At 46.6% G+C, this 26,146-nt stretch carries 22 protein-coding genes; 10 read left to right on the forward strand and 12 right to left on the reverse strand.

From position 1 onward, the window contains the following. Nucleotides 1–139 (forward strand): hypothetical protein (locus JNN12_08105; GenBank protein ID MBL7978292.1); only part of this gene is annotated, 139 nt, incomplete at its 5' end. A gap of 195 nt (nucleotides 140–334) precedes the next feature. Here JNN12_08105 and gatA read toward each other — a convergent pair. The 9 genes from gatA to JNN12_08150 form a co-directional block, all read right to left on the reverse strand. Beyond that, nucleotides 335–1,792 carry an Asp-tRNA(Asn)/Glu-tRNA(Gln) amidotransferase subunit GatA gene (gene gatA / locus JNN12_08110; protein ID MBL7978293.1) on the reverse strand — a complete coding sequence of 486 codons (1,458 nt, stop codon included), beginning with the start codon at nucleotides 1,790–1,792 and terminating at the stop codon, nucleotides 335–337. A gap of 48 nt (nucleotides 1,793–1,840) precedes the next feature. Beyond that, nucleotides 1,841–2,131, reverse strand: coding sequence for a twin-arginine translocase TatA/TatE family subunit (locus JNN12_08115; GenBank protein ID MBL7978294.1), 291 nt, complete (start codon nucleotides 2,129–2,131; stop codon nucleotides 1,841–1,843). A gap of 177 nt (nucleotides 2,132–2,308) precedes the next feature. Continuing rightward, nucleotides 2,309–3,523 carry an MFS transporter gene (locus tag JNN12_08120; GenBank protein ID MBL7978295.1) on the reverse strand — a complete coding sequence of 405 codons (1,215 nt, stop codon included), beginning with the start codon at nucleotides 3,521–3,523 and terminating at the stop codon, nucleotides 2,309–2,311. A gap of 110 nt (nucleotides 3,524–3,633) precedes the next feature. Beyond that, on the reverse strand, nucleotides 3,634–5,859 hold the full coding sequence (locus JNN12_08125) for a VWA domain-containing protein (GenBank protein MBL7978296.1): 2,226 nt from the start codon (nucleotides 5,857–5,859) through the stop codon (nucleotides 3,634–3,636). A 114-nt stretch (nucleotides 5,860–5,973) separates the two neighbouring features. Further along, a complete protein-coding gene (locus tag JNN12_08130) occupies nucleotides 5,974–6,192 on the reverse strand; it encodes a zinc ribbon domain-containing protein (protein MBL7978297.1) in 219 nt (72 codons plus the stop codon). Between the two features lie 28 nt (nucleotides 6,193–6,220). Next, a complete protein-coding gene (locus JNN12_08135; GenBank protein MBL7978298.1) occupies nucleotides 6,221–7,939 on the reverse strand; it encodes a tetratricopeptide repeat protein in 1,719 nt (572 codons plus the stop codon). A 58-nt stretch (nucleotides 7,940–7,997) separates the two neighbouring features. After that, a complete protein-coding gene (locus JNN12_08140) occupies nucleotides 7,998–8,936 on the reverse strand; it encodes a substrate-binding domain-containing protein (protein ID MBL7978299.1) in 939 nt (312 codons plus the stop codon). 90 nt (nucleotides 8,937–9,026) lie between these two features. Then, on the reverse strand, nucleotides 9,027–9,239 hold the full coding sequence (locus JNN12_08145; GenBank protein ID MBL7978300.1) for a hypothetical protein: 213 nt from the start codon (nucleotides 9,237–9,239) through the stop codon (nucleotides 9,027–9,029). 295 nt (nucleotides 9,240–9,534) lie between these two features. Next, complete coding sequence (locus tag JNN12_08150) at nucleotides 9,535–10,569, reverse strand: hypothetical protein (protein MBL7978301.1); 1,035 nt, start codon at nucleotides 10,567–10,569, stop codon at nucleotides 9,535–9,537. Between the two features lie 214 nt (nucleotides 10,570–10,783). Between JNN12_08150 and JNN12_08155 the strand changes: the two genes are divergently transcribed. The 3 genes from JNN12_08155 to JNN12_08165 all read left to right on the forward strand — a co-directional run bounded on the left by JNN12_08155 (nucleotide 10,784) and on the right by JNN12_08165 (nucleotide 15,322). Beyond that, the gene (locus JNN12_08155) at nucleotides 10,784–12,289 is read left to right on the forward strand and encodes a DUF92 domain-containing protein (GenBank protein ID MBL7978302.1); all 1,506 of its coding nucleotides are present in this window, start codon (nucleotides 10,784–10,786) and stop codon (nucleotides 12,287–12,289) included. 76 nt (nucleotides 12,290–12,365) lie between these two features. Continuing rightward, nucleotides 12,366–13,700 (forward strand): dicarboxylate/amino acid:cation symporter, encoded by a 1,335-nt coding sequence (locus tag JNN12_08160; protein MBL7978303.1) that lies wholly within the window; start codon nucleotides 12,366–12,368, stop codon nucleotides 13,698–13,700. A gap of 104 nt (nucleotides 13,701–13,804) precedes the next feature. After that, nucleotides 13,805–15,322, forward strand: a complete 1,518-nt coding sequence (locus JNN12_08165) for a DUF3808 domain-containing protein (GenBank protein ID MBL7978304.1) — start codon at nucleotides 13,805–13,807, stop codon at nucleotides 15,320–15,322. Here JNN12_08165 and JNN12_08170 read toward each other — a convergent pair. After that, nucleotides 15,319–16,911 (reverse strand): DUF853 family protein, encoded by a 1,593-nt coding sequence (locus JNN12_08170; protein ID MBL7978305.1) that lies wholly within the window; start codon nucleotides 16,909–16,911, stop codon nucleotides 15,319–15,321. The two genes, JNN12_08165 and JNN12_08170, sit on opposite strands and share 4 nt — an antisense overlap. A 96-nt stretch (nucleotides 16,912–17,007) precedes the next feature. On the opposite strand from JNN12_08170, the gene JNN12_08175 reads away from it, so the two are divergent. Next, the gene (locus JNN12_08175) at nucleotides 17,008–17,751 is read left to right on the forward strand and encodes a hypothetical protein (GenBank protein MBL7978306.1); all 744 of its coding nucleotides are present in this window, start codon (nucleotides 17,008–17,010) and stop codon (nucleotides 17,749–17,751) included. A gap of 21 nt (nucleotides 17,752–17,772) precedes the next feature. Then, a complete protein-coding gene (locus JNN12_08180; GenBank protein ID MBL7978307.1) occupies nucleotides 17,773–18,093 on the forward strand; it encodes a hypothetical protein in 321 nt (106 codons plus the stop codon). A gap of 100 nt (nucleotides 18,094–18,193) precedes the next feature. On the opposite strand, the gene JNN12_08185 is transcribed toward JNN12_08180, so the two are convergent. After that, nucleotides 18,194–19,438 carry a tetratricopeptide repeat protein gene (locus JNN12_08185; GenBank protein MBL7978308.1) on the reverse strand — a complete coding sequence of 415 codons (1,245 nt, stop codon included), beginning with the start codon at nucleotides 19,436–19,438 and terminating at the stop codon, nucleotides 18,194–18,196. 14 nt (nucleotides 19,439–19,452) lie between these two features. Then, the gene (locus JNN12_08190) at nucleotides 19,453–19,716 is read right to left on the reverse strand and encodes a hypothetical protein (GenBank protein ID MBL7978309.1); all 264 of its coding nucleotides are present in this window, start codon (nucleotides 19,714–19,716) and stop codon (nucleotides 19,453–19,455) included. 347 nt (nucleotides 19,717–20,063) lie between these two features. Here JNN12_08190 and JNN12_08195 point away from each other — a divergent pair, with 347 nt between their 5' ends. The 4 genes from JNN12_08195 to JNN12_08210 all read left to right on the forward strand — a co-directional run bounded on the left by JNN12_08195 (nucleotide 20,064) and on the right by JNN12_08210 (nucleotide 26,070). After that, nucleotides 20,064–20,978: a TonB-dependent receptor gene (locus JNN12_08195; protein MBL7978310.1), complete on the forward strand. Its 915-nt coding sequence runs from the start codon at nucleotides 20,064–20,066 to the stop codon at nucleotides 20,976–20,978. A gap of 701 nt (nucleotides 20,979–21,679) precedes the next feature. Next, nucleotides 21,680–22,312, forward strand: coding sequence for a PDZ domain-containing protein (locus JNN12_08200; protein ID MBL7978311.1), 633 nt, complete (start codon nucleotides 21,680–21,682; stop codon nucleotides 22,310–22,312). Beyond that, nucleotides 22,258–23,115 (forward strand): hypothetical protein, encoded by an 858-nt coding sequence (locus tag JNN12_08205; GenBank protein ID MBL7978312.1) that lies wholly within the window; start codon nucleotides 22,258–22,260, stop codon nucleotides 23,113–23,115. The genes JNN12_08200 and JNN12_08205 overlap by 55 nt, the downstream gene beginning before the upstream one ends. Nucleotides 23,116–23,523: 408 nt before the next feature. Beyond that, complete coding sequence (locus JNN12_08210) at nucleotides 23,524–26,070, forward strand: ATP-binding protein (GenBank protein ID MBL7978313.1); 2,547 nt, start codon at nucleotides 23,524–23,526, stop codon at nucleotides 26,068–26,070. Nucleotides 26,071–26,146: the final 76 nt, after the last annotated feature.

Here is a 26,146-nt window from a genome sequence, read left to right on the forward strand (position 1 = left end):
AGATATGCTTCCAGCAAGCCTGAACTTTGTCAGTGCGACCACTGCCACTGGTTCTTACGACAATGCCTCTGGCCTCTGGTCGCTCGGCAATATCGCCCCGGGAACCTATACCCTGACCATTAATGTGATGGTGAACTAAAAACCTCTTTCGCCGATGACGTCTTGACAAGCCATTCCTTTTCTATCTCACCATAGGGTGTCGGGCATTCAGAACACTCCTGCCCGCAAAAATGACAAATCCAAGCGATGGATTGATTCTATCAACGATCTATCGCTTGGACTGTTTATCGGCATTTGCATTGAGCATGGGTCAAGAAAACCATGCGGCCTGTCTTCAGCCCCTTAAAATATAATCCGCCGTATTCAGCAAAAGCGCTTCATCGAAAGGCCGACCTAACATTTGCAAGCCGATTGGTAAACCGTTACTATGCAATCCCACCGGAACCGAGATTCCCGGAATACCAGCCAGGTTGGCCGTAACCGTATAAATATCGTTCAGATACATGGTTAGCGGGTCTTCGGTTTGTGACCCCAAAGGAAAAGCCGTCGTTGGGGCTGTAGGCGTGACTAAAACGTCCACTTCCTCAAAGGCTCGGTCAAAATCGGAACGGATGAGCCTACGGACTTGTTGTGCCTTGCCATAATAGGCATCGTAGTATCCGGCGGAAAGCACATATGTTCCCAGCATGATACGGCGCTTCACCTCATCCCCAAATCCTTCGGTACGGGTTTGCGCATAAAGTCGGTTAAGCAGCGGTTCTTCATCGCCGCTTTCTTTCATTTCGGCGCGAAGGGCCTTCACGTCTGCGCGATAGCCGTACCGTACTCCATCGTATCGGGCCAAGTTAGAAGAAGCCTCGGCAGTGGTCAAGATGTAGTAGGTCGCAATGCCATACTTGGAGTTGGGTAGAGAGACCGGATGAACCGTTGCGCCATTCAAAGCAAGGCGTGCCACTTCTCTCTGGATGGCCGCGTTGATTTCGGGGTCTAATCCTCCACCAAAAAATTCTGCTGGAAGGCCAATTTTCAATCCCTTCACCGAACCCGTCAACAAGTCGGGGTATGCCGGTACCTCAACAGGTGCAGAGGTGGCATCCCATTCGTCTTGGCCCGCCATCACCGCCAAAATCCGAGCGGCATCCTCGGCAGTATGGGCAAAAACACCCATTGAGTCGAAAGAAGAGGCATAGGCCACCAAGCCACGCCGACTTACGCGGCCATAGGTGGGCTTAATGCCCAACACCCCACAATAAGCGGCAGGCTGACGGATAGAGCCGCCTGTATCGGTCCCTAAAGCTGCATGACAAAGACCTGCTGCAACTGCCGCCGCCGACCCACCCGAAGAGCCACCAGGTACATAATCCGGATTAATCGGATTCCGAACGGGGCCAAAATAGGAGTTCTCATTGGAAGACCCCATCGCAAATTCGTCACAATTCAGTTTTCCGATAAAGATAGCCCCCGCTTCACGAAGCCGTTCAATGGCCGTGGCATCATAGAGCGAAGTAAAATCTGCCAGCATTCTGGAGGCACAGGTTACCTGTTGGTCACGGATACAAATCACGTCTTTTACGCCCAAGACCAATCCAGCCAGTGGCGGCGGATTACCTGTGGCTACGCGGGCATCTAGGGCTTCCGCCTGACGAAGGGCTCCTTCCTGATCTACAGATAAGAAGGCATTGAGCGAAGGATTTTGTTCTTCAATAGCGGCTAAAAACGACAAAACCAGTGTTCGGGAACTGGTTTCGCCCTTCAAAAGCGCGGTTTGGGCTTCCGAAAATGTACGATACATGAAAAATTAGAATGGAAATACAAACAACAAACGTACTACAATCCTCGCTTAAGCATTGTCTCGTGGGGTTTGGACGGATGGCGTGCGGGGCTGCGTTTGACCAACGGGCGGTTGGGGAGGCTGAATTTGCGGTGCTTGGTTGTATGGTTGCTGTTGTTGCTGATATTGGTAGTCATCCGCTTGTACATTCAGTTCGTTCTGAATATCACGGGTGGCTTTTTTAAACTCCCCGATGCCCTTGCCTAATCCCCGAGCAATTTCGGGCAGGCGCTTGGCGCCGAAGAAAATGAAAATCACCAAGGCAATGACAATGATTTCCGTTGATCCGATGTTACCCATAATTTTATTCGATAAGGTGATAATTTCTGGTGTATAAAGTGCTGGTTGTTTTTTTGCACGGCATAAAGGTACGTCAAATCCAGCGGAACTGCATGGCAATTTTTTGTGGAATGCAGTCTAACTAGATTTTTGTTCTCACGGTTCAACGTGAATTTGGTTCCGGCCAATTTCAGCCGCTTATTCTTCCACATAATCCAAGTCTTTGCCATAGGTTTCTTCAATCTGGAAAGTGGCGTAGAGGGCAATCATACTCACAGTCACCCCTATGAACAAAGCGGCATATGTCATGCCTACTTTAGGATATAAAAAGGCAAAAACCCATCCCATCGGAACCAGTGCCCCCCGGACAAAATTCGGTACGGTATTAGAGACCGTTGACCGGATATTGGTGCCAAATTGCTCGGCGGCATTAGTCACAAACACAGCCCAATATCCTGCGCCCAACCCAACCAGCCAAGTAAAGAAATAGAACACCCATTGCGGGACACCGGGCCAAAGTAGGTAAACAAATATAATCCCCAGTAATGCCAACTGAAAACCGAGGATCACCCGTCTTCGCGACTTAAATACCTGGCTTAACCAACCACTCAGAAAGTCACCAGAGGAAACACCAAAATTATAAAACACTGCCGAATTGGCAATGGTAATGACCCCCAAGACCCCACTTCCTTGCGCCAAGCGATCGGCAAATGCGATCAGAATACCAGAACAAAACCAGATGGGCAATCCAATGGCAATACACCACAGATACTTCCCTAAACGCGGCGGACGTAAAAGCATGAGAAAGTTACCACGTGCCACGGGGGTCATCTTGGTTTTGAGAAACATGGTCGGCTCAAAAGTCCCGATCCGGAGCAATAACAGCACCAATCCCATTGTTCCCCCCACCAAATAGTTCGTCTGCCAGTCTAAGAACCGCGAGCAAAAGGCCGCAGTAACTCCACCGAGTAGGCCAAATCCCACCACCATCATGGTACCATACCCTCGTTTTTCTTTGGTGAGCGATTCGGAGACCAAGGTTATGCCAGCGCCCAATTCACCCGCCAAGCCAATGCCTGCCAGTAAGCGGCAAAGAGCATATGAACCATAATCCGTGACAAAAGCATTGGCGATATTGGCCACCGAATAAAGAAAAATAGAGCCAAACAGAACGGTTAGACGTCCTCGTTTGTCTCCTCCAATACCCCATAACAACCCGCCTACAAGCATCCCGGTGTTCTGCCAGCTAAATAAAGAAATCTCAGCATCTACGAGGGCTTGTCCGGCAAACCCCAATGCCATTAAACTTTCTTTTTTTACGAGATTGTACAAAGCCATATCGTAGAGATCCACAAAATAGCCCAAAGCCGCCACAATTGTCAGACGGTTGAATACACGGTCACTTTGTTGCATCGGTTAGAATTTGAGTAAGGAAAGTTGTAAGATACACCTCCTCGGCACCAATTAAAAGAGCCGGAGACGCTCAAAGGGGCCTCCGGCTCGGTAATGGACGAAGCGAGACATTAACGTTCAAATTTGTAAACCTGATTCCCAATCCGCACAATAGTGGTACGGTCTAAGTTTAGATATTGGTTCACTTCCGGAGTTTGACTTCGCGTAAAAGCAAAGTATTCCTCCGTCATCAACTTAATGACTTTGGCGGTTTTTTCTTCCTCAGCCGTAATTTCGCCCTCTATCCAGTTGTTATTACGCAGGTAGAAGGTTTTTGTCCCCACTTGTTGCAACGTCTCTTTTTCTTCTTCCACCTTGGGCGGCTCGGAAGCCACTCCCCCCCTATTGCGGGCAGAAGGCATCACTGGATTACGTTTGGCCATGGGTTTATTGGTCACCACCACCGCCTGATTCATCATGTCTTGCTTGGCCGAGCGCTGGGCATTCGCATAAGCACCTGATGTCTCATTGAGGTCTTCGGTGGCAGAATAGGCACGTTGCATATTCGCCGAAGTGGCCCGCAAGTCCACGTCTTCATCGGCCAAAAAACTGGTATAAGGGGTCAGAATGCCATGTTTTTTAGACAAACTCACCAACTCGTTTACCAATTCTTCGTTGCGGCCATTCAGGTCAATTTGGTCAATAATGGTTCCGATCCGACGTGTTGCCCAAAGTTTTTCCACATAACTATGGGCCGTGCCGTCGGAGGCTTGGGCCAAGTCTGCATCAAAGCGGAAGGTCTTTAATTCATCACCTACCTTTCCAGAGATACTCACCTTCGTTTTTCCGGACTTGTTGTAGCGGCCCACCCATACAATTTGCCCCCCTTCAAACAAGTCTGGCAGTACGCTCGGATACGAACGGTTAAGGTCGGTATGGCTCATCTCAATCCGAATGTTGGTCAGTAGAGGTGCAGTAATACCCGAATAGAACGCAGCGATTTTGGCTTCCAGATTATCTTCGAGGCTCACATACTCGCTTCTTCCGCCATTCCCATTTACCAAACGATCCAATAGCCGAGCATTGACATCCTCGCCCACACCGAAGGCAAAAACCCGTGCCTGATGTCGGTTTCTACGGCGGGTATTTTCGGCAATTTGCATTTCGTTGGTATTACCAGCGGTTGGCAGCCCATCGGTTAGAAAAAGGACATAATTAGGCCGCTTTTCGTCTTGAATCTGCTGCATTGCTTTTTCGAGGGCACTATGAATATTGGTTCCTCCACCAGATTCTATCGCCTCGGTATAACGCAATGCTTCGCGGCGATTGTCTGCATTGTAGGGTTGCAATGCGGGCTTCCACGCACGGATGCTGTCATCATAATCCACAATATTAAAATAATCCCCTTCGCGCAGGTTGTTCAGGACAAATTTCAGGGCTTCTTTGGCTTGTACCAATTTTTTCCCTTCCATAGAACCGGAACGGTCCAAGACAAACAAAACTGTTTTAGGCAATATCTTCCGGCTACGCGCTGTTTTTACGTCTGGCGTAGCGAGCAACATAAAATAGCCATCTTGTTGATCATCTGGACGAAAGCTCAAAACAGTCGCACCCACTTCGCCCGCCTCCGCCGTAAAGGAGAGTTTAAAGTCACGCTCGCGGCGAACATTGGTTTCCTCGAACGAGACAATGGCTTCGCGGTTAGAAGGACGGTCTATCTGCAGTTGGTCGGTTGGGCTGTAAAGGGTCTTCAAGGGTTCCGTAGAGACAATCCGTCCTTTAAAAACCACTTTCCCTATACGACCGCCTGAAAATTTTTGTGTTCCAAATGGATAACTAAAGGAGACAACCCCTTTTTCTTTGGTACAAAGTTGGGTGTATTTAAGCGTAATGGTACGGTCTTCGCCAGGAGGAATTGGGAAAATACTGGTCTTAAACAAGCCATAGCCCGCATATTCCATCAAAGCCGGATCTTTTTTTCGGCGGACAATTTCTTCATAAATACCACGTGCCTCCTCTTTGGGCAATAAGCGGCCAGGCATTTCTTTTCCATTGACCATTAAGGTGAAGCTTTGTACCGAGCCCCCATCTGGCAGAGGAAACAGCAGTTCCACTTCCATCACCCGATGACTTGGGTTGTGAATGGTTTGAGACACTTGGGTTTCGGCAACCTGATCCCGGAACTGCGTATTTACCACAATAGATTTAACCTCGTATGGCCGCCAGGCGGCATCTGGCTTTACCATTGCGGCACGCGACATTGGGGCATCATTGTTTTCGATAGCAATCTGCGCCCGAGTACCCATAGGAAACGCAATGGCACATAGAATAAAAAGGTTTAGAAATGAGTTTTTCATGGCAGAAGAAGTGTTATGATGAAAAGTTACCTTCTAAGAACGGAGGGGGCATGGTCAATATTGCCAGCCGCAAGAACAAAAAACCCCGTCGGTAAAACGGGGTTTAAGTTTGTATTATGATTCGCTGGAAGAAGCAGCACTTTCGGTTTTGTTCCCACTACGGGCATAATCGGTCAGATAAAACCCGTTTCCTTTAAAGACCAATCCGGCACCAGATATTACCCGTTTTATAGGCTGCCCGGTGGTCGGACAAGATTCAAGTGCTGGTTCAGTTATGGATTGCTGAACCTCAAACGTAGTGCCATCCTCCCTTCGATATTCATAAGTAGGCATGGAAAGAAATATTTATGTTGAACGTTCATTATTTACTTTTCCCATTGGGTTTTGCGGGAGACTTACCTCCGGTGGCAGGCGCTTTTGGTACCTGAACGGTTGTCTGGAATCCATACTGATTCAGATTCGCCAACAATTCCTTGTAGAAGGCATTGTTCGGGTCAATTTCCGTCAGATATTTATTGATGTATGCTTTGGTATTGTCTAAGTCTTTTTGTACACCGTAATACGAAATCAGGTATTTATATGCCCGCGTAAATTGTGGCTTGTACTTCGTCGGGTCGGCTTGGGCCAATTCGATAAATTTATCAAACGAAGCCTTTGCATCACCAATTTTAAAGCCTTGCATATCTTCAGATAGCTTATTGGCGCGGTTTTGGTTGTCTTCCTGAATTTGGCGGGTATATCCTTGCCAATAAGGTGCGGCGGGCAAATCTGGACGCATTTCGGCCACTTTGCCAAAAGTGCTGTCTGCCTGGGCATATTGTTGGTTATAAAAATAGCAATACCCCAACAAGAGGACATCTTGGTCTTTCACTTCGGCAGAGGTTTGAATTTTTTTCAGAAAGTACTGCCCTGCTTTACTCCAGTTTTTTTTCTTGAAGTAGATACTGGCAATGGTTCCGTTCAGTTCTTTTTTCCCCTCTGGATCCAATTCCACAACTTTCTCGTAGTAGGTGGCAGCGGTAGAGTCTGCGCCTAATTTCTCATAGATCTTGGCGGTATAGTCATAATCCGAGACCAAGATTTTTTCGGGGTCTTGTTTAGGGAAGAACGTATTCATGGCATCAAGCGCTGCTTGATAGTTGCTTTTTTCGTATTGCGCATAGCCCAACAAACGCCACAAGTAGTTTTCTTCCGGATATTTTTCTACTACACCAGGAATGATCCGAATCAAGGTATCATAGTTCCGAGAAAAATAGGCCGCTTCAACATATGGACGCCAGTCCTCAAAGTTGGCAGCCCCACTGGCCACAATTTTCTCGGAAGCTTCTATGGTTCCGCTCCATTGATTGTTGTCGTAGTATAGGTCCCGAATACGGCGCAGAGGCCCAAGAAATTTGGGGTCCAACTCATTGGCTTTTGTAAAGGAAGCAATGGCCATATCACTATTTTTGGCCCGTTGCCAGATTTTCCCAACCTCGTAGTGTGGAATGGGGTCATTGGGGGCATATTGCATTACATATTCCCATTGTGTAACAGCTTTTCCGGCATTGTTTTGACCATCATAAGCATCTGCCAGTGCCTTATAGACCGCAGGATCGGTTTTGGCCATGCTCCGGGCCTTTTCCAGAAAGGTGAGAGCAAGCGCTGGATCTCCATGATCACCCAATAACAAGGATTCCCCAATAATGCGCATCAGCGTTGCATCTTTTTTGGCTAAACGCGCTGCCTTGTCGAGATTGGTTTTTGCCCCCGCAACATTGTTGTTCAGAATCAAAATTTGCGCAGCACCAAGTAATGCCCCCGCCGTATTCGGCGTTCCAGAAGCCAACTGCTGGAAGACAGCAATGGCGCCATCTTTGTCCCCCTGACTGAGCAAGATTTTCCCCAGTGCAAAATTGGTTGGGACATCGGCAGGCGCTGCCTGACTCAGAGACTTCAACAAGGTAATGGCCTCTTCGGCGCGGTCGTAACTTAGCAATTTTTCTGCATCGCCCAGCGATTGGGCGGGCACAGCCTGAACGGCCAGCCAGCACACAAGGAGCGTTAAAAGACTTTTCGTGAACGTATGGATCTTGCTCATGATGTTTATTGGGGTTGAGGATGACGGAAAATCCAAAATATACAAAGTTAAGGTTATTTTAGTATGGGGATTCATTTTTGGCTTTGATAAGCCTTAATGGCGCAGTTGCCGGCACTAAGCCGGACTTAAGGATGATGCGCTGTCCTTTGTCCGAAGCTGCGAAGAAGGAAAAACCTTTACCTAAGCCATTGCGGCCTTCACGGCTGATAACATGTACTTCGCGTGTTAACGGATAGTCTTTGCGTGCAATATACGCCTGATAAGGTTTAAAGTATTCCTCTCCTTCAGACTTTGCAACGGCCACCACTTCTATTTTATTGGTAAAAGAAGGATTGGTGGGGTCGTCCAGATCACTAATCCAGTTTACGCCAATCACCCCCAGCACACCGGGGTTTTGTGAGACATAAGTTAATACATCTGAGGTCTGTTTGGTGGCAAAAATATTATCGGGTAGCTTTGCACCGCTCGTGAACTGTTCAGATACATACCGCGCAGAGCTGGAATTGGGGTTATCAAATACAACACGCAAATCTCCCCCTTTTGCACCAACCCCACTCCAAGACCGGACTTTACCGGAGAATATATCTCTCAGTTGCCCAATGGTTAGTTTGACTTCGCCCATCGAAGGATGGACGACAAGTGCAATGGCATCTTTTGCGATTTTGGTCGTAATCGGTACCACCTTGATCTTTTCAAAATATTGCTTTTCCTGTGGGGTCAGTTCGCGAGAAGATACAGCCACATGGAAAGAATCACTGGCCAGAAATTTGTTCATCATTTCGGTCTCCGAGAGGTAGAGCGGGGTTACCTTGGCGTCTGGATAATCCGAATGAAAAACATCTAATTGGGTCTCAAAAATGGGTTTATAGGATTCATCTACCACAATTTTGATCTTTCCGCTGGTCATGGTGTCCAGAACGACACCACCTTTTTGGTCGGTACAACCGATAAAGGCAAGCGGGATCAGAAAAAAGAGTGTCCAACGTATGAGTTTCATCACAATCCTGTACAATTTTGGTTGCTTTATCGGCCTCTGGGCATTCCAGAACGAAATTAAGCCAGAAACGAATGCAGCCGTAATTTATTGTTATCGTTTTCCAAAGTCCTGATATATCCGGTACCCACGAATACAGCCATAAACAATAAACAAAGCACTCACCCAAGGTGCAATTTCAGGAGACATCATTTTTAGCTTAGGGTTAAGTACCCATACAAAAACGCCCACCCCGATATACATGGCGGTAATAAATATCCCGAAGGCCATACCGGCAAAAAATGACAATTTTTCGGACTCTTTCATGTGTAGACGGTAAAAAGCTAAATAATACGGCCATCATTGCTGGAAGCATATAAAACAAAGGAAGCGGTGGAGATTTCCTTAAAAGCATTTCGCATAAAAACGTTCCAACGCAGTTCTTGCTTTCTTTAACATTTAAGTATAAGAAAATAAAGTTAAGGAATATATTTATCAACCTTGACAGGTGTAAATCAAAAGCTAAATGAAGAATGTAAGACAATCCATTCAAAAGATGCCGGGGAATACCCTACAAAAAAGCCCTCATGATCGAGGGCCGAGAAACAAAACCAACGCTTCCTTATCCACCTTCTCCTTCGCTATAAGGTATATCGTCCGAAGCCACATCGGCCTGCCGCCAATCTCGGACAATACTCGACGTAAAATAGAAGCCTACGATCATGCCTACGAGGTAGGTGAATTGGTCTAAGAGGGTACCTATTTGAATTTGACTACTTTCCAGGGTATCGGTAGCGGTTTTGGCTCCGATTAATAAGAAATAGACCAAAATAAAGGACGTTGTAATGGCCTTTCTGTATTCGCCTTTGTCTAAGTCCGATGAATTTGAAAGCCGATTAGAGGCATAAAGTGTTGTGAAAAAGGCGATGACACCTGTTCCGGTGATGGCCAGTGCAAGGCTATAATAGTTGAGGGTCAGATAGGCATATACCACGAGTGCCGCAATTCCGACAACTCCAGCCATAGAAATCATTCCGGCATAGAGCCAGCTATTTTGATTCCGCCAACCAGGATCTATGGCTTCGTTGACGAGTTCGGCTTCGGTCTGATACACCACATTGGGCAAAGCATAGGGCTTTCCAAAAGGTCCAGAGGGGACATTTACGGGAATGGACGTTTCTGCGACGGGCGCAGTCGGATTGCCTGTGTTATAATTTACGGCATCGGGATACTCGTTCAAGTCCACATCGGGTCCTGAATTCGGAGACGGGTACGAAGGCACTGTGGTGTTTGTTGGCATAGGAGTTTCGGGTAACGCGTTTGAGGGAAAAGGAACCGGAATTTCTGAAGGCGCGACAACGGTTTGCGGGAGTTCCGGCGGGACTGGAGGAACCGTCGTGGTGAGCGAAGGAGCATCCGCGAACGTGTTAGAAGTCCAAGTATCGGGCATAAGGGGTGGCAATACCTCTTGCTGTTGTGCCTCATCCAATGTAAGGGATTCACTTGGGCGTGGGAATAAATCCGCCAGTTCTTGGAGTGTATCTGGTGGAGCCGGAAGGGCATGTGGAGGTATGGGAGGAGGGGCCTGCTCTTCTTTTAGTGAGGCAGCCAAGGCATCCCCAAGACGATATATGGAATGGTGTACAAACTTTGCCATGGAGGTCTGCGGGTTTTCGGATGAAGTTTGTGCTCCGAAAAATTCAGAAGGCCGGATTAATTGCCCCCATAAACTATGAAATCCCACATCAAAGAACAATCATCCAGAAAAAAACAATCTGGTAGCCTTTCTCCCTTACTTGGCAAATGGTTCAAGCGTTTGTATTTTGAACCACTGAACCACCTACCCTCTGCATTTGTTGAAAAAACGTTTTATGTTCGATTCGGTTTCGGAGTTGTGGACAGATCTACCCATCTTTCTCGCTTGTACGTTGTTTTTACTGGGTTTAGTGGGAATAGGTGAATGGCTAAATGCCCGCCTACACGTTTCGGCGGAGGTGACCCGTCGGTTGATTCATGCGTTTACAGGTTTGTTTGTTACGCTTTCCCCCTTGCTTTTTGCCAGTCCATTCTGGATTTATGTATTGGCGCTTATATTTATGGTTGCCAATTTTGTCGCAATCCAACATCACTGGTTTCAGGGAATGCATGGCATCTCTCGAAAAAGTTGGGGCACCGTCACGTTTCCATTGGCACTGCTCTTTGCATTGGTCACCAGTTGGAGCCCAGATGAAGGACGGATATTTGCCATCCAATGCACGTTTTTGGTACTTTCCTTTTCCGATCCACTCGCCTCTTGGGTAGGGATGAGCGTACCGAAACCGATAGTGTATCAGGTTGGCGGTTCCAAAAAATCCGTGGCGGGGTCGGTCGCATTTGCAGTTTCTGCTTTTTTATTGGTACTGCTCGGGCTATACCTGAATGGTTTTGATTTGCGCTGGGGCTGGGATACGATCGTATTGGCCGCTTTTACATCGGCAGTTGCGGCGACCCTTGCCGAGGCATTGGGCGGAGACGGTTGGGATAACTTTTTTATGGTTGTCGCAATTCTGACAGCCCTTGTTTTCGTGAATCATCATCATGGTTTGGCCTATTACTTGGCCTTTTCCGTATTGGTAGGAATCGGTTTTGCCTTTTTGGCTTGGCGTTTAACGTTTTTAGACCTATCGGGTGCGTTTGCGGTGGCCTTGCTTGGGATGACGGTTTTTGGGCTGGGGGAATGGAAATGGAGTTTACCCGGCCTCACGTTTTTTGTACTGTCGAGTATCTTATCCAAATTGGGTAAGAAGCGAAAAGCAGCCCTCGAAGGAAAAAACGAAAAAACTTCGCGGCGGGATGCGGGCCAAGTGTATGCTAATGGCGGGTTTGCTTGGGCGATGCTGGTGCTATACGTGTTTTTCCAGCATGAAGCCTTTTATTGGGCTTTTGTGGCTTCGTTTGCCGCTGCCGCTGCCGACACTTGGGGGACCGAAATCGGGGGCTATTTTCAGGGGAAGACTTGGCAGTTGCCTGCGTTTCGCCCAGTGCCCCCCGGCGTTTCCGGCGGTATTTCGGTGTCTGGAACCATCGGAGCGTTTTTGGGGTCAGGGGTGGTTTGGTTGGCGGGGGCGGCCTTTTTGGGCGACGTTTGGGTCTGGAAAGGAGCCTTTGTAATCGTGGGTGCTGGTATGGTGTCCATGTTTCTGGATAGCATCCTCGGTGGCACGGTTCAGGCGCAATATATGGATGCATCTGGTGTGGTGGTGGAACGGCGCTATAGTGGTTTGGTAGAAAACCGTCTCATTGCCGGATACCGTTGGGTCAATAACGACCGTGTCAATCTTGCAAATACCTTTTTAGGTGGAATATTAGGCGGTTTGTGCTATCTTGGGCTATCATGAGCATGTTCACCCTCATGGGGATTTATTAAACGTATTGGTGCCTTTTCACTGTTCATCATTTTAACTTGCATTCGTTATGGCTTGGTACAAACAATTACATTGGCAAATTATTCTGGGGCTGCTTCTGGGCTTGGTTTATGGTGTGGTCGCAGCCACCAATGGTTTTCAGCAATTCACTACCGATTGGATCACCCCGTTCGGTACTATTTTCATTAACCTCCTCAAACTGATCGCTGTTCCACTGGTTTTGGCTTCCTTGATTATGGGGGTGGCTTCTCTGGCAGACATCCGGAAGTTAGGCCGTATTGGAGGGAAAACCTTGGGGCTTTATATTCTGACAACGGCCATTGCCATTGCCATTGGTCTGCTGTTTGCGAATCTTTTGCAACCAGGTCATCAGGTTCCGCCCGAAATGCGTGAATCGCTGATGGCTTCGTATGCCGACAATGTACAAACCAGCAAAGATGTTGCCGCTTCCGTGGGGCAACGCGGCCCGCTTCAAATCCTTATTGATATGGTTCCGGACAATATTTTTAAGGCCGGAGCAGACAACCGCAACATGCTTCAAATTGTCTTCTTTGCTATTTTCTTTGGGATTGGGCTTTTGCAGATTCCCAAAGCCAAGGCCAAGCCTATATTAGATTTCTTTGACGGGCTAAATGACGTTGTAATTAGATTGGTGGACATCATCATGCTCATGGCGCCTTTGGGGGTATTTGCCCTCATGTCCAGTACCATCGTAAGTGTGGCGGGAGACGACCTCGGAAAATTACTTCAACTGCTGGGTGCTTTGGGCATCTATTGCCTAACGGTTGTAGGCGGACTCATCATCCACACGGCTGTGGTGTACCCATCCTTTTTATATGGCCTGAGCCGTTACAATATCAAAAAGTTTTTTCAGGCCATTTCCCGTGCCCAACTGGTAGGCTTTTCCACCAGTTCGAGTGGAGCCACCCTCCCGGTAACAATGGAGTGCGCCGAAGAAAAAATTGGCGCATCCAAAGAAATTTCATCGTTTGTCTTGCCATTAGGGGCAACGATTAATATGGATGGGACAGCCCTGTATCAAGGGGTTGCAACCGTCTTTATTGCACAGGCATTAGGCATGGACCTGAGTTTTTCCGCACAGCTGAATGTCCTATTACTTGCCGTAATGGCCTCCATTGGCACAGCAGCAGTGCCGGGAGCTGGGGTTATTATGCTCATCATCATCTTGGAATCGGTAGGGGTTCCAAGCGCCGGAATTGCCCTCATTTTAGGGGTAGATCGGATTTTGGATATGCTTCGGACCGTAACCAACATTACGGGTGATCTGATGGTCTGTACGGTAATTGCCAAGTCCGAGGGGCAGTTACACGAAGTAAATCCGGACCCACATGCCGATGATGTTCGCCTAACAGCAGCAGAATAATGGACCACCTCATTAATTTTTGATTCTGAACGATACTTCTGGGTCTTCGGGTGCGTTGTTAGAGATGTCTGCAACCCACCCGAAGACTTTTTGATAACAAACAGATGCTCTTGATATACAGACGGATTTTTTTGTGGCTTTTGCTGGCCTGTACATCGGTCATGGCCCAATCTAAGCGCGATCTTCCCATCACCCACGCGCTCAAACAAGGTCGAGAAGCCTTTTTTGCCTTTCGCATCAACCAAGCCACGCAGCAATTCCGACAGGTGATCCAAAACGACAAAGACCCGGTGAACCAAGCAATGGCACAGTACCATTTATCGGCAATGGCGGTCTGGCAGTTTGGTTTTGGCCAAACAACAGCGGGGCTTAATGAATTCAAAACACAGAATGCGGCACTGAATACGGCGTTACGCTATGTGAACGATCCGTTATGGCGTCGGTTTTTGACAGCAGAGTCGGCCATGCACCGGGCCATTGTGGGGGTTTTGCGGAACGATATGCTTGGAGCTGCAATGTCTGGACGGGAAGCCTACAACAATTATGTATGGTGCATAGAACAAGATCCATATTTTGAAGAAGCCTATAAAGGCATGGGATTGATGCAAGTGCTGATAGGCTCTGCACCCAGAGCCTATCAAGGGCTTCTGGGTTTTCTGGGGTATCGGGGTACAGTACAAGATGGCCTAAATCACTTAGAACGGGCCATTAAAAAAGCTAAGTGGGTACAGGAAGAAGCCGCGATTTATTTTGCACTGAGCGACGAAATACTGAACCAAAATGAACGGAATGGCATCCAGAAGCTGAGCGAGTTGCAAAAAGCATATCCACAAAGTCCGTTATTCAATTTTTTATATGGTTATGCCCTCCGTAATAAGTTTAAGGCACGCGAGGCCCTGCCCTATTTGGAAGCCGCCGCACGATCCGGTAAAAAAAGCGAAACGGTTTCGCCTGCCATCTTTTTGTTTTATCTAGGAGAGCTCTATTTCCGGCTGAATCAATACGACGAAGCTATTCGGGACTTTACACGGTTTACACAGGAATTTGAGGGGACAACCCTTGTTGGACAAGCATATTTCAAAATGGGTCAAGCCTTGGAAATGGGGGGAGACCGCACAGCCGCCGTAGCGATGTACCAAAAGGTGAAAGCCGGATTTGCCTATGACATGGATGAATTTGCCCTCCGGCAGGCGGCACTGCGTATAGAAACGCCAATGACTCCTGTGGAGAAGCAATTACTACGCCTGCAAAATGCTTCGGATGCGGGCGATTATGCCTTTGTTCTCACGGAAGTGGAAAACATTTTGTCTCAAACCACAATCTCGTCGGTCAACCTCGCAGAAGCACACTACCGAAAAGGGTTGGCCCTTCAAAAGGCTCAACGCTACGAAGAAGCGATTGTTTTTTATGCTCGGGCAGTACAAAATCCTGGAGACCCACTTGCCAAATGGGGGCCTTATAGCCAACTCTATATTGGTGAGTGCTACGAAGCCCTCCAACAACCAGAAAATGCCATTCTTGCTTATCGGAAAGCCCTGATGTATCGGGAAAAATTTGATTATCACAAGGGCTTAGAACAACGGGCAAAAACGGCATTAAGCCGATTAAAAACGGGAAATTAACGCCTACGCCCCCCTAATCCTAAGACACCCAGCAGGCCACGGGCCAATTCATTAAAGACCGTTTTGGTTACTTGTTTACCTACGGAACTTGTCAGTACCTGCTCTACAATGGTTTTTTCGGGCTTACGCTTGGCTGTTTCGGTTTGTGCTTTTTGTTGTTGTTTTAGTTGTTCGGCTTGTGCTTTTTCCTGTTGACGCTGCAACTCGGCTTGTTGTTCGGCGAGTTGGGCTTGTTGTATTTTGGCATTGAGCATTTCATAGGCACTTTGTGGATCTACCACCTTGTTGTATTTAGCAGCCAATTTAGATTTGGCAACCAACGCATCCAACTCCATCGGTGTCAGTACATCCATCCGTGATCCGGGCGCGCACATCAACGTGTGTACCAAGGGGGTTGGTGTCCCTTTCGGGTTGAGTACCGTAACAAAAGCCTCTCCAATCCCCAATTCGGTTAGTTCATTTTCTACTTGATAGAATTTCGATTCCGGATAGTTTTCAGCCGCCGCTTTAATGTCTTTGCGGTCTTTGGCCGTAAAGGCACGGAGCGCGTGTTGCACCTTGAGGCCCAATTGTCCCAAAACGGCATTGGGAATATCGGCAGGGTTTTGGGTGATAAAGAAGATCCCAACACCTTTGGATCGGATCAATTTAATGATGGCTTCGATTTGATTAAGCAAAACCTGAGAGGCTTCCGAGAACACCAAGTGGGCTTCATCTATAAAAATACACAACTTAGGTGCATCCAGATCCCCCTCTTCCGGAAAGGAGGCATACACCTCGGCCAGTAATTGTAGCATAAAAGTTGCAAACAATTTAGGCCGATCTTGCAAATCGGTAAGGCGGAGGATGTTTACCATGCCACGTCCTGTTTCAAGGTCTATCCGGCAAAGGTCATCCACCTCAAAAGACGGCTCGCCAAAAAACACTTCGGCGCCTTGTTGCTCCAATTCCAGCACTTTCCGAATAATGGTTCCAACGGTGGCAGTCGAAATGGCACCATATTCGGCGGTAATTTCGGCCTTGCCTTCTTCTGCCAGATAAGAAAGGGTTTTTTTGAAGTCTTTTAGGTCTAAAAGAGGCAATTGTTTGTCGTCGCAGTATTTGAAAACCACCGAAACGGCACCAGACTGTGTATCATTCAGCCCTAAGATTTTGGAAAATAATACTGGGCCAAATTCGGTAACGGTGGCGCGTAGCCGTGCCCCTTTTTCTCCAGAAAGGGTTAGAAATTCTACCGGATTGGCGGCTATTTTATAGGGTAATCCAATTTTTTGATGTCGTTCTAATGCGCGGGTATTGCTTGGATCGCCGCTGGCTGCAATTCCCGAAAGATCTCCCTTGATGTCCATCAACAGTACCGGAATGCCGTTTTCCGAAAGTTTTTCGGCAAAGAGTTGCAGGGTTTTGGTTTTTCCGGTTCCGGTAGCACCAGCAATCAACCCATGCCGGTTCAGCATTTTAACAGGAACGCGCACCAAGGTATTGGGCAGGCTATCCCCTTTATAGACAGCGCCGCCCAACGCAATGGTGGTTCCGGAAAACTGATACGCTGTTTGTATGGTCTGGATAAATTCTTCTTTGGTTGCCATTGGATGCATGATTTGGGGTTTGCAGGTTGTATTTTCGGGAATCTAAGTCATTGCTACCATCTGCGCAACTGCGCTTTTCACGACCTTCTGTTCAGCATGTTCAAAAACCTATTCTGGAGCATCGTAATCATCGGTTTTGCAGGAGCGGGGTATTATTACCTCATGAAAAATCCTGAATCGGTGTCTCAATCCACCGACACAATGAAGAAGCCGGAAAAACCACCTTCTTCTTTTCCATCAACACCCACTCCTACAACCACCAAAAAAAGCAAGCCCTTCCGTGGATGTCCTGCCGAAGGAGCGGGCGGTGATCCATTGATGAACATTCAAAAAAACCGAGACCATACACCACAAACCTATCAGTCGGTCTCCTTCGACTGGGTGTATAAACTTCCTACTCCGAAGGAAATCCATCGCAAAGACCGACAAAATTGGCGCTTACGCGATGTACAGTTGGTGGCCGAGTACGAACAAATGGCGGTCGCGGTAGAGGGTTTTTTGACGGATGCAAAAATTTCTGGTCCCGAAACCACCAATTGCAATGGCGTTGAAAATGAAATGCTGGACTTTCATATGTGGCTTGTTGAAACCCGACGACGAGACCGAGCAAAATCTATTGTTGTGGAACCAACCCCGCGACTGCGTGCCCAAAACCCTGGTTGGTCGCTTACCCGTCTAAATGCCATTGCCAATACCCAAAAACGGGTTCGGATTTCCGGCTGGTTGTTTATGGATCCCGAACATCCCGAACAATTGGGAAAAATACGGGGAACGCTCTGGGAAATTCACCCTATTATGAAAATAGAAGTGGAAGAGAACGGTAAATGGGTGAAGTTATAAACATATAAACCCTACAATGACATGCAAAAAGCCATTAAACTTATTGCACAACTAAAACAGGTGGCCGAAACCACGCCCGACGCCATCCAATTTGCATTGGAAAACCTGTCTCAGCAGTTGTATTTGTTGAAGGTAGCCGAGTTGGACGACGCATTCTCGTTAGCCGTCTGGGTAGTGGGCGAACAAGAGGCAACTGGCCATTTTCTGCCTATGGCTACGGTCTATCTCCAGACGTTACTTGCCCAAATCCCAGAGGTGGGAGTCCTGTCTATCACCGAAAACACCGATACCGAGGACTTTGAGCAATTGTACGAGCAATTGAACACGCTTCCTATTGTTTGAACGAACCAACCAAGAGTAAAAAATACGCGGGAACCAAGCCTAAGCCCGATTCCCGCGCACCCTTTCCCATTATTCTTCCCAAACAGTAATCCCTAAATTTTTATCTCCGGAAGCGCACCCCAAAACCAAGCCGCTGGGTGCTATCTTTCCCGAATCCGATATTTGCGCCAGCCAGCAACCGGGGGGTAAACTGATATTGCAAGGCGAAGTTCATGTCTAAAATTTGTTGTGCGGGTTTTTCCGGAATCGGACGATGCCAAACCAGCGTTGGTTGTACCGAGAAACGGCTTCCAAGCCGTTGTTTATACGTTCCGGCACAGGTCATACTTTGGGGTAAGCCCGCCAACTGTTCTATAAAGCATTGCGACAAAAAGTAGTTTCGCGGATTAACTTGAACTAAAAGGCCACCTCCGACAATCCATTCAAAATCTTGTCTGTTTTTTAGACCAGGACGTAGCGTCACCAAAAAAGTAACGGCATTTCCGGCACGCACATTGGCATCCACTGAAACCCCATAACGGTAATCTGTTGGGCCTTTTGAACCAAAGAGGGTCAATCCGGCGCGTGTCTTTTCTGTCAGGCTTAACATCGCTCCCATACGGGCGCCCCTCCATGCATCAGTCCGATTTTCGGTTTGCACATCGCGGAAAGCGGTTGCTGTTAGGGCAAACTTACGGTTTAACTGATGGGCCACTTCGGCCACTTGTTGCTCCACATGCCGGCCCTCTGAAACCGTTAATTTCCCCGTATTGACGGTCAGGTCGGTTTTTGCGGTATATTTTAGGGCTTCTAACCCTTCCATAGCCCCCACATGATCGGGTGTTTGGGTCAATACTTCCCGATACAACCGACGGGCGGCGTCGTAGCGTAGCAATGCCCGATAAGCAAACGCAAGGCCAATTTTGGGCTCTATTTGCTCCGGATACGCGACCACCAATTCCTTAAACCGCTCTGCGGCACGTTCCGGCGTTCCTTGCCAAGCCGTCACCCAAGCCTGGCCCACCAATGCAGGGAACAACGTGGGGTCTGCATACAATAAATCGCGATACAATGCCTGCGCTTCTGCATATTTTTTCGCCCAAGCCAAGGTGATGGCCAACTCCAGCCGTGGACTCACTTCCTGTGGAAATTGTACGGAAACCAAACGTAGGAAGCGAATGGCCGTTTCAAGGTCTTTTTGATTCCGGGCCTCGATGGCACAAGCCACCACTTGTTGCCACTCCGCTGCGGAAAGGGTATCCGGAAGATGGTTACAGTCTATCTGAGTATGTTGCGCAACTGCGGGAGCATGATGAAGCACTAAGAAAACGATGGTTTGGGTCAGAAAGACAATGCGGTTGCGCATAAAAAGGTTTTGGTTTAGCTGTACATGGCACGAAGTACCACCAGCAGACCAATAAAGAGCAAGATAAAAATCTCTTTATAGAGAAGGGTACGCTCGTTCCACCGGTCTTCCATGATTTCCGAGTTGGCCAGTATATGACGGCTTTGGCGGTTCAGGATGGCGGCTTTGGCCTGCTGAAGGACTCCTAAGGGTTTTCTGCTCAGAACGCCGCTCAGGATATTGTTGCTCAGGGTTCGCACCTCTTTGTAATTGCTCAGAACGCTTTGGGTCGGATTCATTTTAGCTCACGTTTACTCTTGGAACATTTGTCCTTTGTGACGTGTGCAAAATCCCCCAAAAAAGAGGTGCAGTTCAAATTTGTTCGATCAAGCCTTTTTTCTTTTCGACGAATAAGGCTCCTTGCCAGATGAATCAGTTCTTTAGGGAAACAGTTCCCAAGTCATACGAATTATCCCATATAATCTACCACTCATCTGTTTTACACAACCACTCAGCAAAGCCCTAAATCTAAAACGATTTTATTTTCTGAAAACATAAATGATGCATCGTATTCTGTATTCACCTAAAAAATACTTTATTTTCTGCAAATTATGTCGTAACGTCTCAACGGCCTCTGATAGGCTTTATGGGACTACAAAATTATGTCGCCTTATATCGTTACAATAATGATTCTATAGATAAGAATAACAATGCCTTAGCACCAGCCTATACCACATATTACAGTTTTGGTGTACAGCTCCACTTTTCTCCTTTTGCAACCGTTTTTGCACAAGGCTTCTTAAAACACCAAAAACAACTACCAGGCTTTCAACAACTTACGTTTGTGTTTCCATGGGGGGCAAAATGGACTCAAAATAACTTGGACGAAAAGCGGATCAAGGGTCTTGAAGCGGGTATTTTTGCACAACATCCCGCGGGCTTCTCGGTACAGGCCAATTATACCTATCTTTGGGGCGAAGAACGTTATGGATATGGTCCGGCCCCTTCGTGGTCTCTCACAACCTTTAATGCTTCTTTAACGAAACGTATCCCTCACAACCAAGAACACCAACTGAATGCCTTGCTGAACTTCTGCCCGAAAGGAGAACAACTGCCGACGTTTCTACAAAAACGGTTTTTCAAGGGTATAGGGCTTACCGCGTTGTTTGCCTATAAAACAGGCTTGCCCTATGCAGTGGTTAACGCGCCGTTCAATCAAGTCGTTCTTACTGGGCTATTAAGTGAAGTTGTGGGAATAAGTGAGATGGCCTCCAGTTTTCGGTTAGATCTGAAAGTCGAAAAACAGCTTTATATCGGAGTCAATACAGGGCTTATGCTCTATATGGAAGTACAAAACCTACTTAACCGAGAAAACATCTTTGGGGCCTATGGCTATACAGGGCAACCGGACGAGGATGGGTTCCTAAGTTCACCAACGGGGCTGGCGTCGTATCCGGTTGGTACGATTAATCGGGATTTGTACAAAAACATTGCATTGCCCAAGCGTACACATTATGGAATGCCTCGTTTAGGGCGGATAGGTCTGCGATTTACGTTCTAAGCCGTCCGGGGCGGTGGATGAGGGCCTCTTTAAGAAAGTAGCTAAAGTAGCAAAACTGGGTCATTAGCCCTATTGCATCTTGCCGCCCCCTGTTTTTTGTGAGGAAACCCGAACGGGCGGAGGCGCTGTGGTTTGTCCTGCTGTGCTGCTTGAGCGTATGTGCGGCCATTGGGTAACGGGTATAAAGCCGAGTGGGTCAAAAGAACGAGACAATGCTTTATTAAATTTAGATGACACAAAAAGCATTATCCTTAACCTATGGGCAAGCGGACAAAAAGTCCTATTTCCGAACCGGAAAGGAGCGTTTCAAAAAGTTTGCGCCCTTACTTTAGAAAATCTTATATTGTAGCGGGTAACTATACTTAGACTTCAAGTAGCCCAGAACAGCACCAACGATACAGACAAAGACAATCGTGCATGAGGTTAACATACCTGTACGTTCGCTATTAGCTGTGTGCTATCACCGAAGCCCCCAATATTGACATCTGCTTGAAGCCCCAAACATTTTTTGTCGCGCCAAAGCACATAGTAAATACAGAAAAAATAGTTTTACATATTCTGAAACACCATTATCCACTAAGCCAGCTAACCATACAGATTGTACGTAGTACCTCCCATGCCCGTTTTAACAAAAAGTACGACCGAAAGTGCTAAAAGGGTGGGTATGATTAATTGTACCTTGTATTAAAAAGATAGACAATATGACAGTAATAAGAATAATTTTTATTATAATAATTGCATTATTCGCTAAAGAGATTGTATTTTCTCAGAGTTCACCAAGGGTCAATAATAAATTACTAACCAAACAGCAAGCTATTGAAGACTATGATGTTTTATATTCTTCACTTATAAATTACCATCCAAATCCGTTTATGTATGTTAGTGAAAGTGATTTTAAGACATATTATGAGACTCAAAAATTAAATATACCTGACAGCCTTAGCGAATTGGAGTTTAATTTTTTATCACGCCAACTCATCTCACAAATAAAATGTGGACATACGTATGCTAAGCCCTCAAAAGAATGGTACACTTCGGCAAGGGAAAAAAATGTACAATTACCCTTTGATGTCAGAAAGAAAGAAAATAGGTTATTTATTTCCAATACAACTGATGATGATTTTGAATTCAATATTAATGATGAATTAATAAGTGTTAATAATGTTAAAGTTGTGGATATTTTGCAAAAAATGTCATTAATGCAAGAAAGAGATGGTTTTACTGAGTCTTTTAGCAATGCTTTAATTGAAAAAGATTTAGGACTTATATTTTATTTATTATGGGTATTCAATCTGAATATAATATTGAATATAAAACAAAGTTTGGTGAAATAAAAAATACAATAATTCTTCTAACAAATAAAAAATTAAAAGAAATAGAAAAGCCAAAATTGCCTTTTAATTTCAAAAAAATAATTGAAAATAGTTGGAGTTTTTTTAGTTTTGACTCTTCTTTAAATTTAGCATATCTTAAAATTGAAAATTTTAGTTCTAAAAAAGAATTTAAAAAATATTATCAATTGGTTTTTGAATATTTGAAACAAAAAGACAATCCACAACTTATCATAGATTTAAGAGGTAATCCTGGTGGAGATTTTAGAAATGGTAATAATTTTCTAACATATTTAACACCTAATAAATTTGAATTAAATTTTCAAAAGCAGCAAACAGTTAAAACAGGAAATGAATATGTTAAATTAAGTAAATGGGCAAAATGGACAAAAGTTGCATTTGCTCTCAAGCCTTCAAAATATAAAGTTAAAGGAAAAACATCAGAAACGTTTATTTACAAACCAAGTAAATATCTATATAAAGGTAAAGTTAATGTCATAACAAACGGTATTACATTTTCTCAAGCCGCATTGGTTGCTGCACATTTAAATGAGTACGGAGCAGTATTTTTTGGACAGGAAACAGGTGGTGCTGAAATTGGATGTGATGGAATACTTAATTATGACCTTGTATTGCCAAACTCAAAGTTGGCAGTTACAATACCAATGTATCACGTAAAATCAAATTCAACCAAAGGGCAGTTCGGGTATGGTATTAAACCAAATTATCCAATTTTACCAATATTGGATAATTCAATTGACAACACACTCATAGATGTGGTAAAAATATTAACGAAGGAAAAGTGAAAACGAAGGCACAACATCCACTCCCCCATAAAGGCGCTACCACCCAAGTCCGTAAATAAACAAGGGGCTTGGGATGAACCCTTTTGTATCCGCAAGACCGAAGGCGTTTTGCTGGTTTGGTTAAACGTGTTTGGGGAGCATGAATTCTTTCGTGTCCGTGTTAAGCGGCCAGGGCTACGCCCCCAGATTTTGAATTAAGGTGGGGTTGATAGTTAGGTCGCCAAACGGCTGGGGAAGAGCAAAGAGATCGGTTAATCCTCATCAAGCGTCGTCTGGTTTTACCAAAGAGGGGCAGTCATGCTAAAAACGTTGTAGCAAAACAACGCGAATGATTCGATGTTGTACGGCATGCTGCTTTTTTGCCCCCTCCACGATTGCTATATTGGTTAAGGATAAACGACCAACTAAATGGCAAGGGATAACCATAAAATTTACTCGATCCTGACGGGCTTGGGTTTTTTGGGGCTGAATATTTTTGGCGCAGACGCGGCCCTGACAGTAAGGGACATGCTGGGTGCAGCCCTCCTGGAAGGAAGTAAAGGCCTTTTGGGTGAATTGTTTGGCGGGAGTGTAGATACGCTCATTCAGGAAAAATTGCTTGCTGATGCCGCGCAGCATCCCAACGAAATGAACCATGGTCTGCATGAAGCCTTAGGCGTAGCCATGCAGACCACCTTTCATAACCTCCATATCCTGTATCAGGAAAAAGGCTATGCCGTCCCCGAAATGGCGGAAAACCTTGCTGGTATTGCAGACCTACGGTTTGATCTGGGTTATGATGTTACCCATGAAGTGCAGGCACAAACGGCCTTGCAGCAACGGGTAGCCAAGGTGCTGAAGTTGCATCAAAAAGCTTTAGGAGAACCCTATCTACGCTTCTTCCACGAAACGTTTAAGACGCAGTTTGCAGTTTGTTTGGGCGAGCAGTTGAAAACCAACAACCGCGCCTGGATTGATTTTCAACGCAGCATTTATGCAAACCTGAACGAACAAGGCCGGGAAATCTTGGCGAAGCAGGATCAGGTTTTGGTGTTATTGGAAAGCGCGGGGAATGCGGGTGTTTCGAATACAGCTTTGGATCAAAAATTAGACGATGCCATTACCCAATTAAAAGGGGAGTGGACGGATCTTCGTGACGGAATTGAAAAGATTGGAACCCTTGCGGAAAGAATTGACCAAACCACGCAAACCACGGCTGCCCAGCTTACCGCATTAGCAGAAAAACTAAGCCCTCAGCCCCAAACGCCGTTCCGCCTCACCGCCATTCCCAAACACGATGGGAAAGTGTTCGGGCGCGATGCACAAGTGAAAAAGATACGCGAGCGCTTCCAGAAAAAACAACCCGTTCTGCTCGTGAACGGCATCGGCGGTATTGGGAAAAGTACGGTAGCCATGCACTATTGCGCCGAGTTTGGAGATGCCTACACCCATATAGCGTGGTTGCAACTTGCCGATGCCCAATATGCGAATCCCCAAAAGGACAAACAGGCACGCCGCAGCCTACTCAAAGCCTTTGGCGATGTTACCTTGCTGCAAAACTTGGAGCAGCCTTTGGATCACGGCTTAGACGAAGAAAAACTCTTCCAAGTGGTTTTGTCCAAACTCGGCAACTTGAAGCCCCAAGTGCTGCTCGTTTTGGATAATGCCAATGACGCAAGCGAAATTCAGCAATACAAACACGCGCTGCTTGCCACCAACGCCGACGTACTCTTTACCTCGCGCACTTCGCCCGAATTATGGCCCGAACACGACTGCCTGCGTATTGACCAACTGCCGATTGACGAAGCGTGGGAACTCTTCCGCACCTTCTATACACGGCCTGCCGACGAAACTGCAGTCAAAGCGTTTCTGGAAACCAAACTGCATTGTCATACGCTGTTGATGCAATTGGTGGCGAAAGTGGCGCAGGCCCGAAACCTGCCTTTTGCCAAGCTGGAAGCGAAATATAAAATGCTGAAAATGGCAGAACGCACCATTCAACAGCACATCGAAACCACCTTCCAAGAACTTAGTGCATTAGACGAAGCGCCGCGCAAGGTACTGCGCAGCTTTACGCTCTTGCCGCCGAACCGCCCGATCTCGGCGGAGCTTTTGGCGCAACTTACCCAAACCGAAGAAGAAGCGACCGAAACGTACTTAGACGCGCTTGTTGCACAAGGTTGGCTCGACACCACAAGGCTCGAAGCAGGCGGCATGCTCTATGCCATTCACCCGCTCATACACGAAACCGCCACGCGCTTGTTGCCGCTTTTCCTCGAAGAAGCCACGCCCTTTGTGGAAGAAGTAGCCACGCTGATTCATTATAGCCATGTTGATCCGAAGCACAATGTATTCGAGATTGCCCAAAACCAAGACCTTGCGGAGTTTCTGCTCGCGCTTCCGATCTTACAAAACACCGATGCCCCCGAAGTTTCTTATTTGAAAGATCGCTTAGCATCTTTGTATGAATACTTTGGGCAATACAAAATTGCAGCAAAATTAGGCGAAGAAGCCTTAGACTCGGCTATCAAGCACTTTGGTCAAGACCATCCAACCGTTGCGGCTTATCAATCCAATTTAGCCACTGTGTACCGAAATCTTGGTCTTTATGCCAAAGCAGCCGGTTTATTGGAAACGGCCTTAGCCTCGGATATCAAGCACTTTGGTCAAGACCATCCAGAAGTTGCGGTGCGTCAATCCAATTTAGCGCTTGTGTACCGAGATCTTGGTCGGTATGACGAAGCAGCCGGTTTATTGGAAAGGGCGTTAGACTCGGATTTAAAGCACTTTGGTCAAGACCATCCAGAAGTTGCGGTGGATCAGAATAATTTGGCGCTTGTTTATTTTGCAACAGAACGATACGCCGAAGCGATTGTGTTGTGGGAACAGGCATTGGCAAATGTCGAGCGGAGTTTAGGTACGGCACATCCGCGTTATGAAGCGATTGCGGCGGCGTTGCAGGTTGCGCGGGCATAGGGAAGAATGAAAAAAGACACGAACCGCAAGGCGTTAAGATGTTAGGGCTACGCCCCCAGATTTTGGATTAACGCGT

Source organism: Bacteroidetes Order II. bacterium (assembly GCA_016788705.1).
Taxonomy (GTDB): domain Bacteria; phylum Bacteroidota; class Rhodothermia; order Rhodothermales; family UBA2364; genus UBA2364.

What these genes read in the sequence shown, in the direction of transcription:
- JNN12_08165 (MBL7978304.1), top strand. Translation starts at nt 13,805, where the DNA reads ATGCTCTTGATATACAGACGGATTTTTTTGTGGCTTTTGCTGGCCTGT.
- JNN12_08125 (MBL7978296.1), bottom strand. Translation starts at nt 5,859, where the DNA reads ATGAAAAACTCATTTCTAAACCTTTTTATTCTATGTGCCATTGCGTTT.
- JNN12_08205 (MBL7978312.1), top strand. Translation starts at nt 22,258, where the DNA reads ATGGGTATTCAATCTGAATATAATATTGAATATAAAACAAAGTTTGGT.
- JNN12_08150 (MBL7978301.1), bottom strand. Translation starts at nt 10,569, where the DNA reads ATGGCAAAGTTTGTACACCATTCCATATATCGTCTTGGGGATGCCTTG.
- JNN12_08180 (MBL7978307.1), top strand. Translation starts at nt 17,773, where the DNA reads ATGCAAAAAGCCATTAAACTTATTGCACAACTAAAACAGGTGGCCGAA.
- JNN12_08130 (MBL7978297.1), bottom strand. Translation starts at nt 6,192, where the DNA reads ATGCCTACTTATGAATATCGAAGGGAGGATGGCACTACGTTTGAGGTT.
- JNN12_08185 (MBL7978308.1), bottom strand. Translation starts at nt 19,438, where the DNA reads ATGCGCAACCGCATTGTCTTTCTGACCCAAACCATCGTTTTCTTAGTG.
- gatA (MBL7978293.1), bottom strand. Translation starts at nt 1,792, where the DNA reads ATGTATCGTACATTTTCGGAAGCCCAAACCGCGCTTTTGAAGGGCGAA.
- JNN12_08140 (MBL7978299.1), bottom strand. Translation starts at nt 8,936, where the DNA reads ATGAAACTCATACGTTGGACACTCTTTTTTCTGATCCCGCTTGCCTTT.
- JNN12_08135 (MBL7978298.1), bottom strand. Translation starts at nt 7,939, where the DNA reads ATGAGCAAGATCCATACGTTCACGAAAAGTCTTTTAACGCTCCTTGTG.
- JNN12_08170 (MBL7978305.1), bottom strand. Translation starts at nt 16,911, where the DNA reads ATGGCAACCAAAGAAGAATTTATCCAGACCATACAAACAGCGTATCAG.
- JNN12_08195 (MBL7978310.1), top strand. Translation starts at nt 20,064, where the DNA reads ATGGGACTACAAAATTATGTCGCCTTATATCGTTACAATAATGATTCT.
- JNN12_08155 (MBL7978302.1), top strand. Translation starts at nt 10,784, where the DNA reads ATGTTCGATTCGGTTTCGGAGTTGTGGACAGATCTACCCATCTTTCTC.
- JNN12_08210 (MBL7978313.1), top strand. Translation starts at nt 23,524, where the DNA reads ATGGCAAGGGATAACCATAAAATTTACTCGATCCTGACGGGCTTGGGT.
- JNN12_08120 (MBL7978295.1), bottom strand. Translation starts at nt 3,523, where the DNA reads ATGCAACAAAGTGACCGTGTATTCAACCGTCTGACAATTGTGGCGGCT.
- JNN12_08145 (MBL7978300.1), bottom strand. Translation starts at nt 9,239, where the DNA reads ATGAAAGAGTCCGAAAAATTGTCATTTTTTGCCGGTATGGCCTTCGGG.
- JNN12_08160 (MBL7978303.1), top strand. Translation starts at nt 12,366, where the DNA reads ATGGCTTGGTACAAACAATTACATTGGCAAATTATTCTGGGGCTGCTT.
- JNN12_08175 (MBL7978306.1), top strand. Translation starts at nt 17,008, where the DNA reads ATGTTCAAAAACCTATTCTGGAGCATCGTAATCATCGGTTTTGCAGGA.
- JNN12_08200 (MBL7978311.1), top strand. Translation starts at nt 21,680, where the DNA reads ATGACAGTAATAAGAATAATTTTTATTATAATAATTGCATTATTCGCT.
- JNN12_08190 (MBL7978309.1), bottom strand. Translation starts at nt 19,716, where the DNA reads ATGAATCCGACCCAAAGCGTTCTGAGCAATTACAAAGAGGTGCGAACC.
- JNN12_08115 (MBL7978294.1), bottom strand. Translation starts at nt 2,131, where the DNA reads ATGGGTAACATCGGATCAACGGAAATCATTGTCATTGCCTTGGTGATT.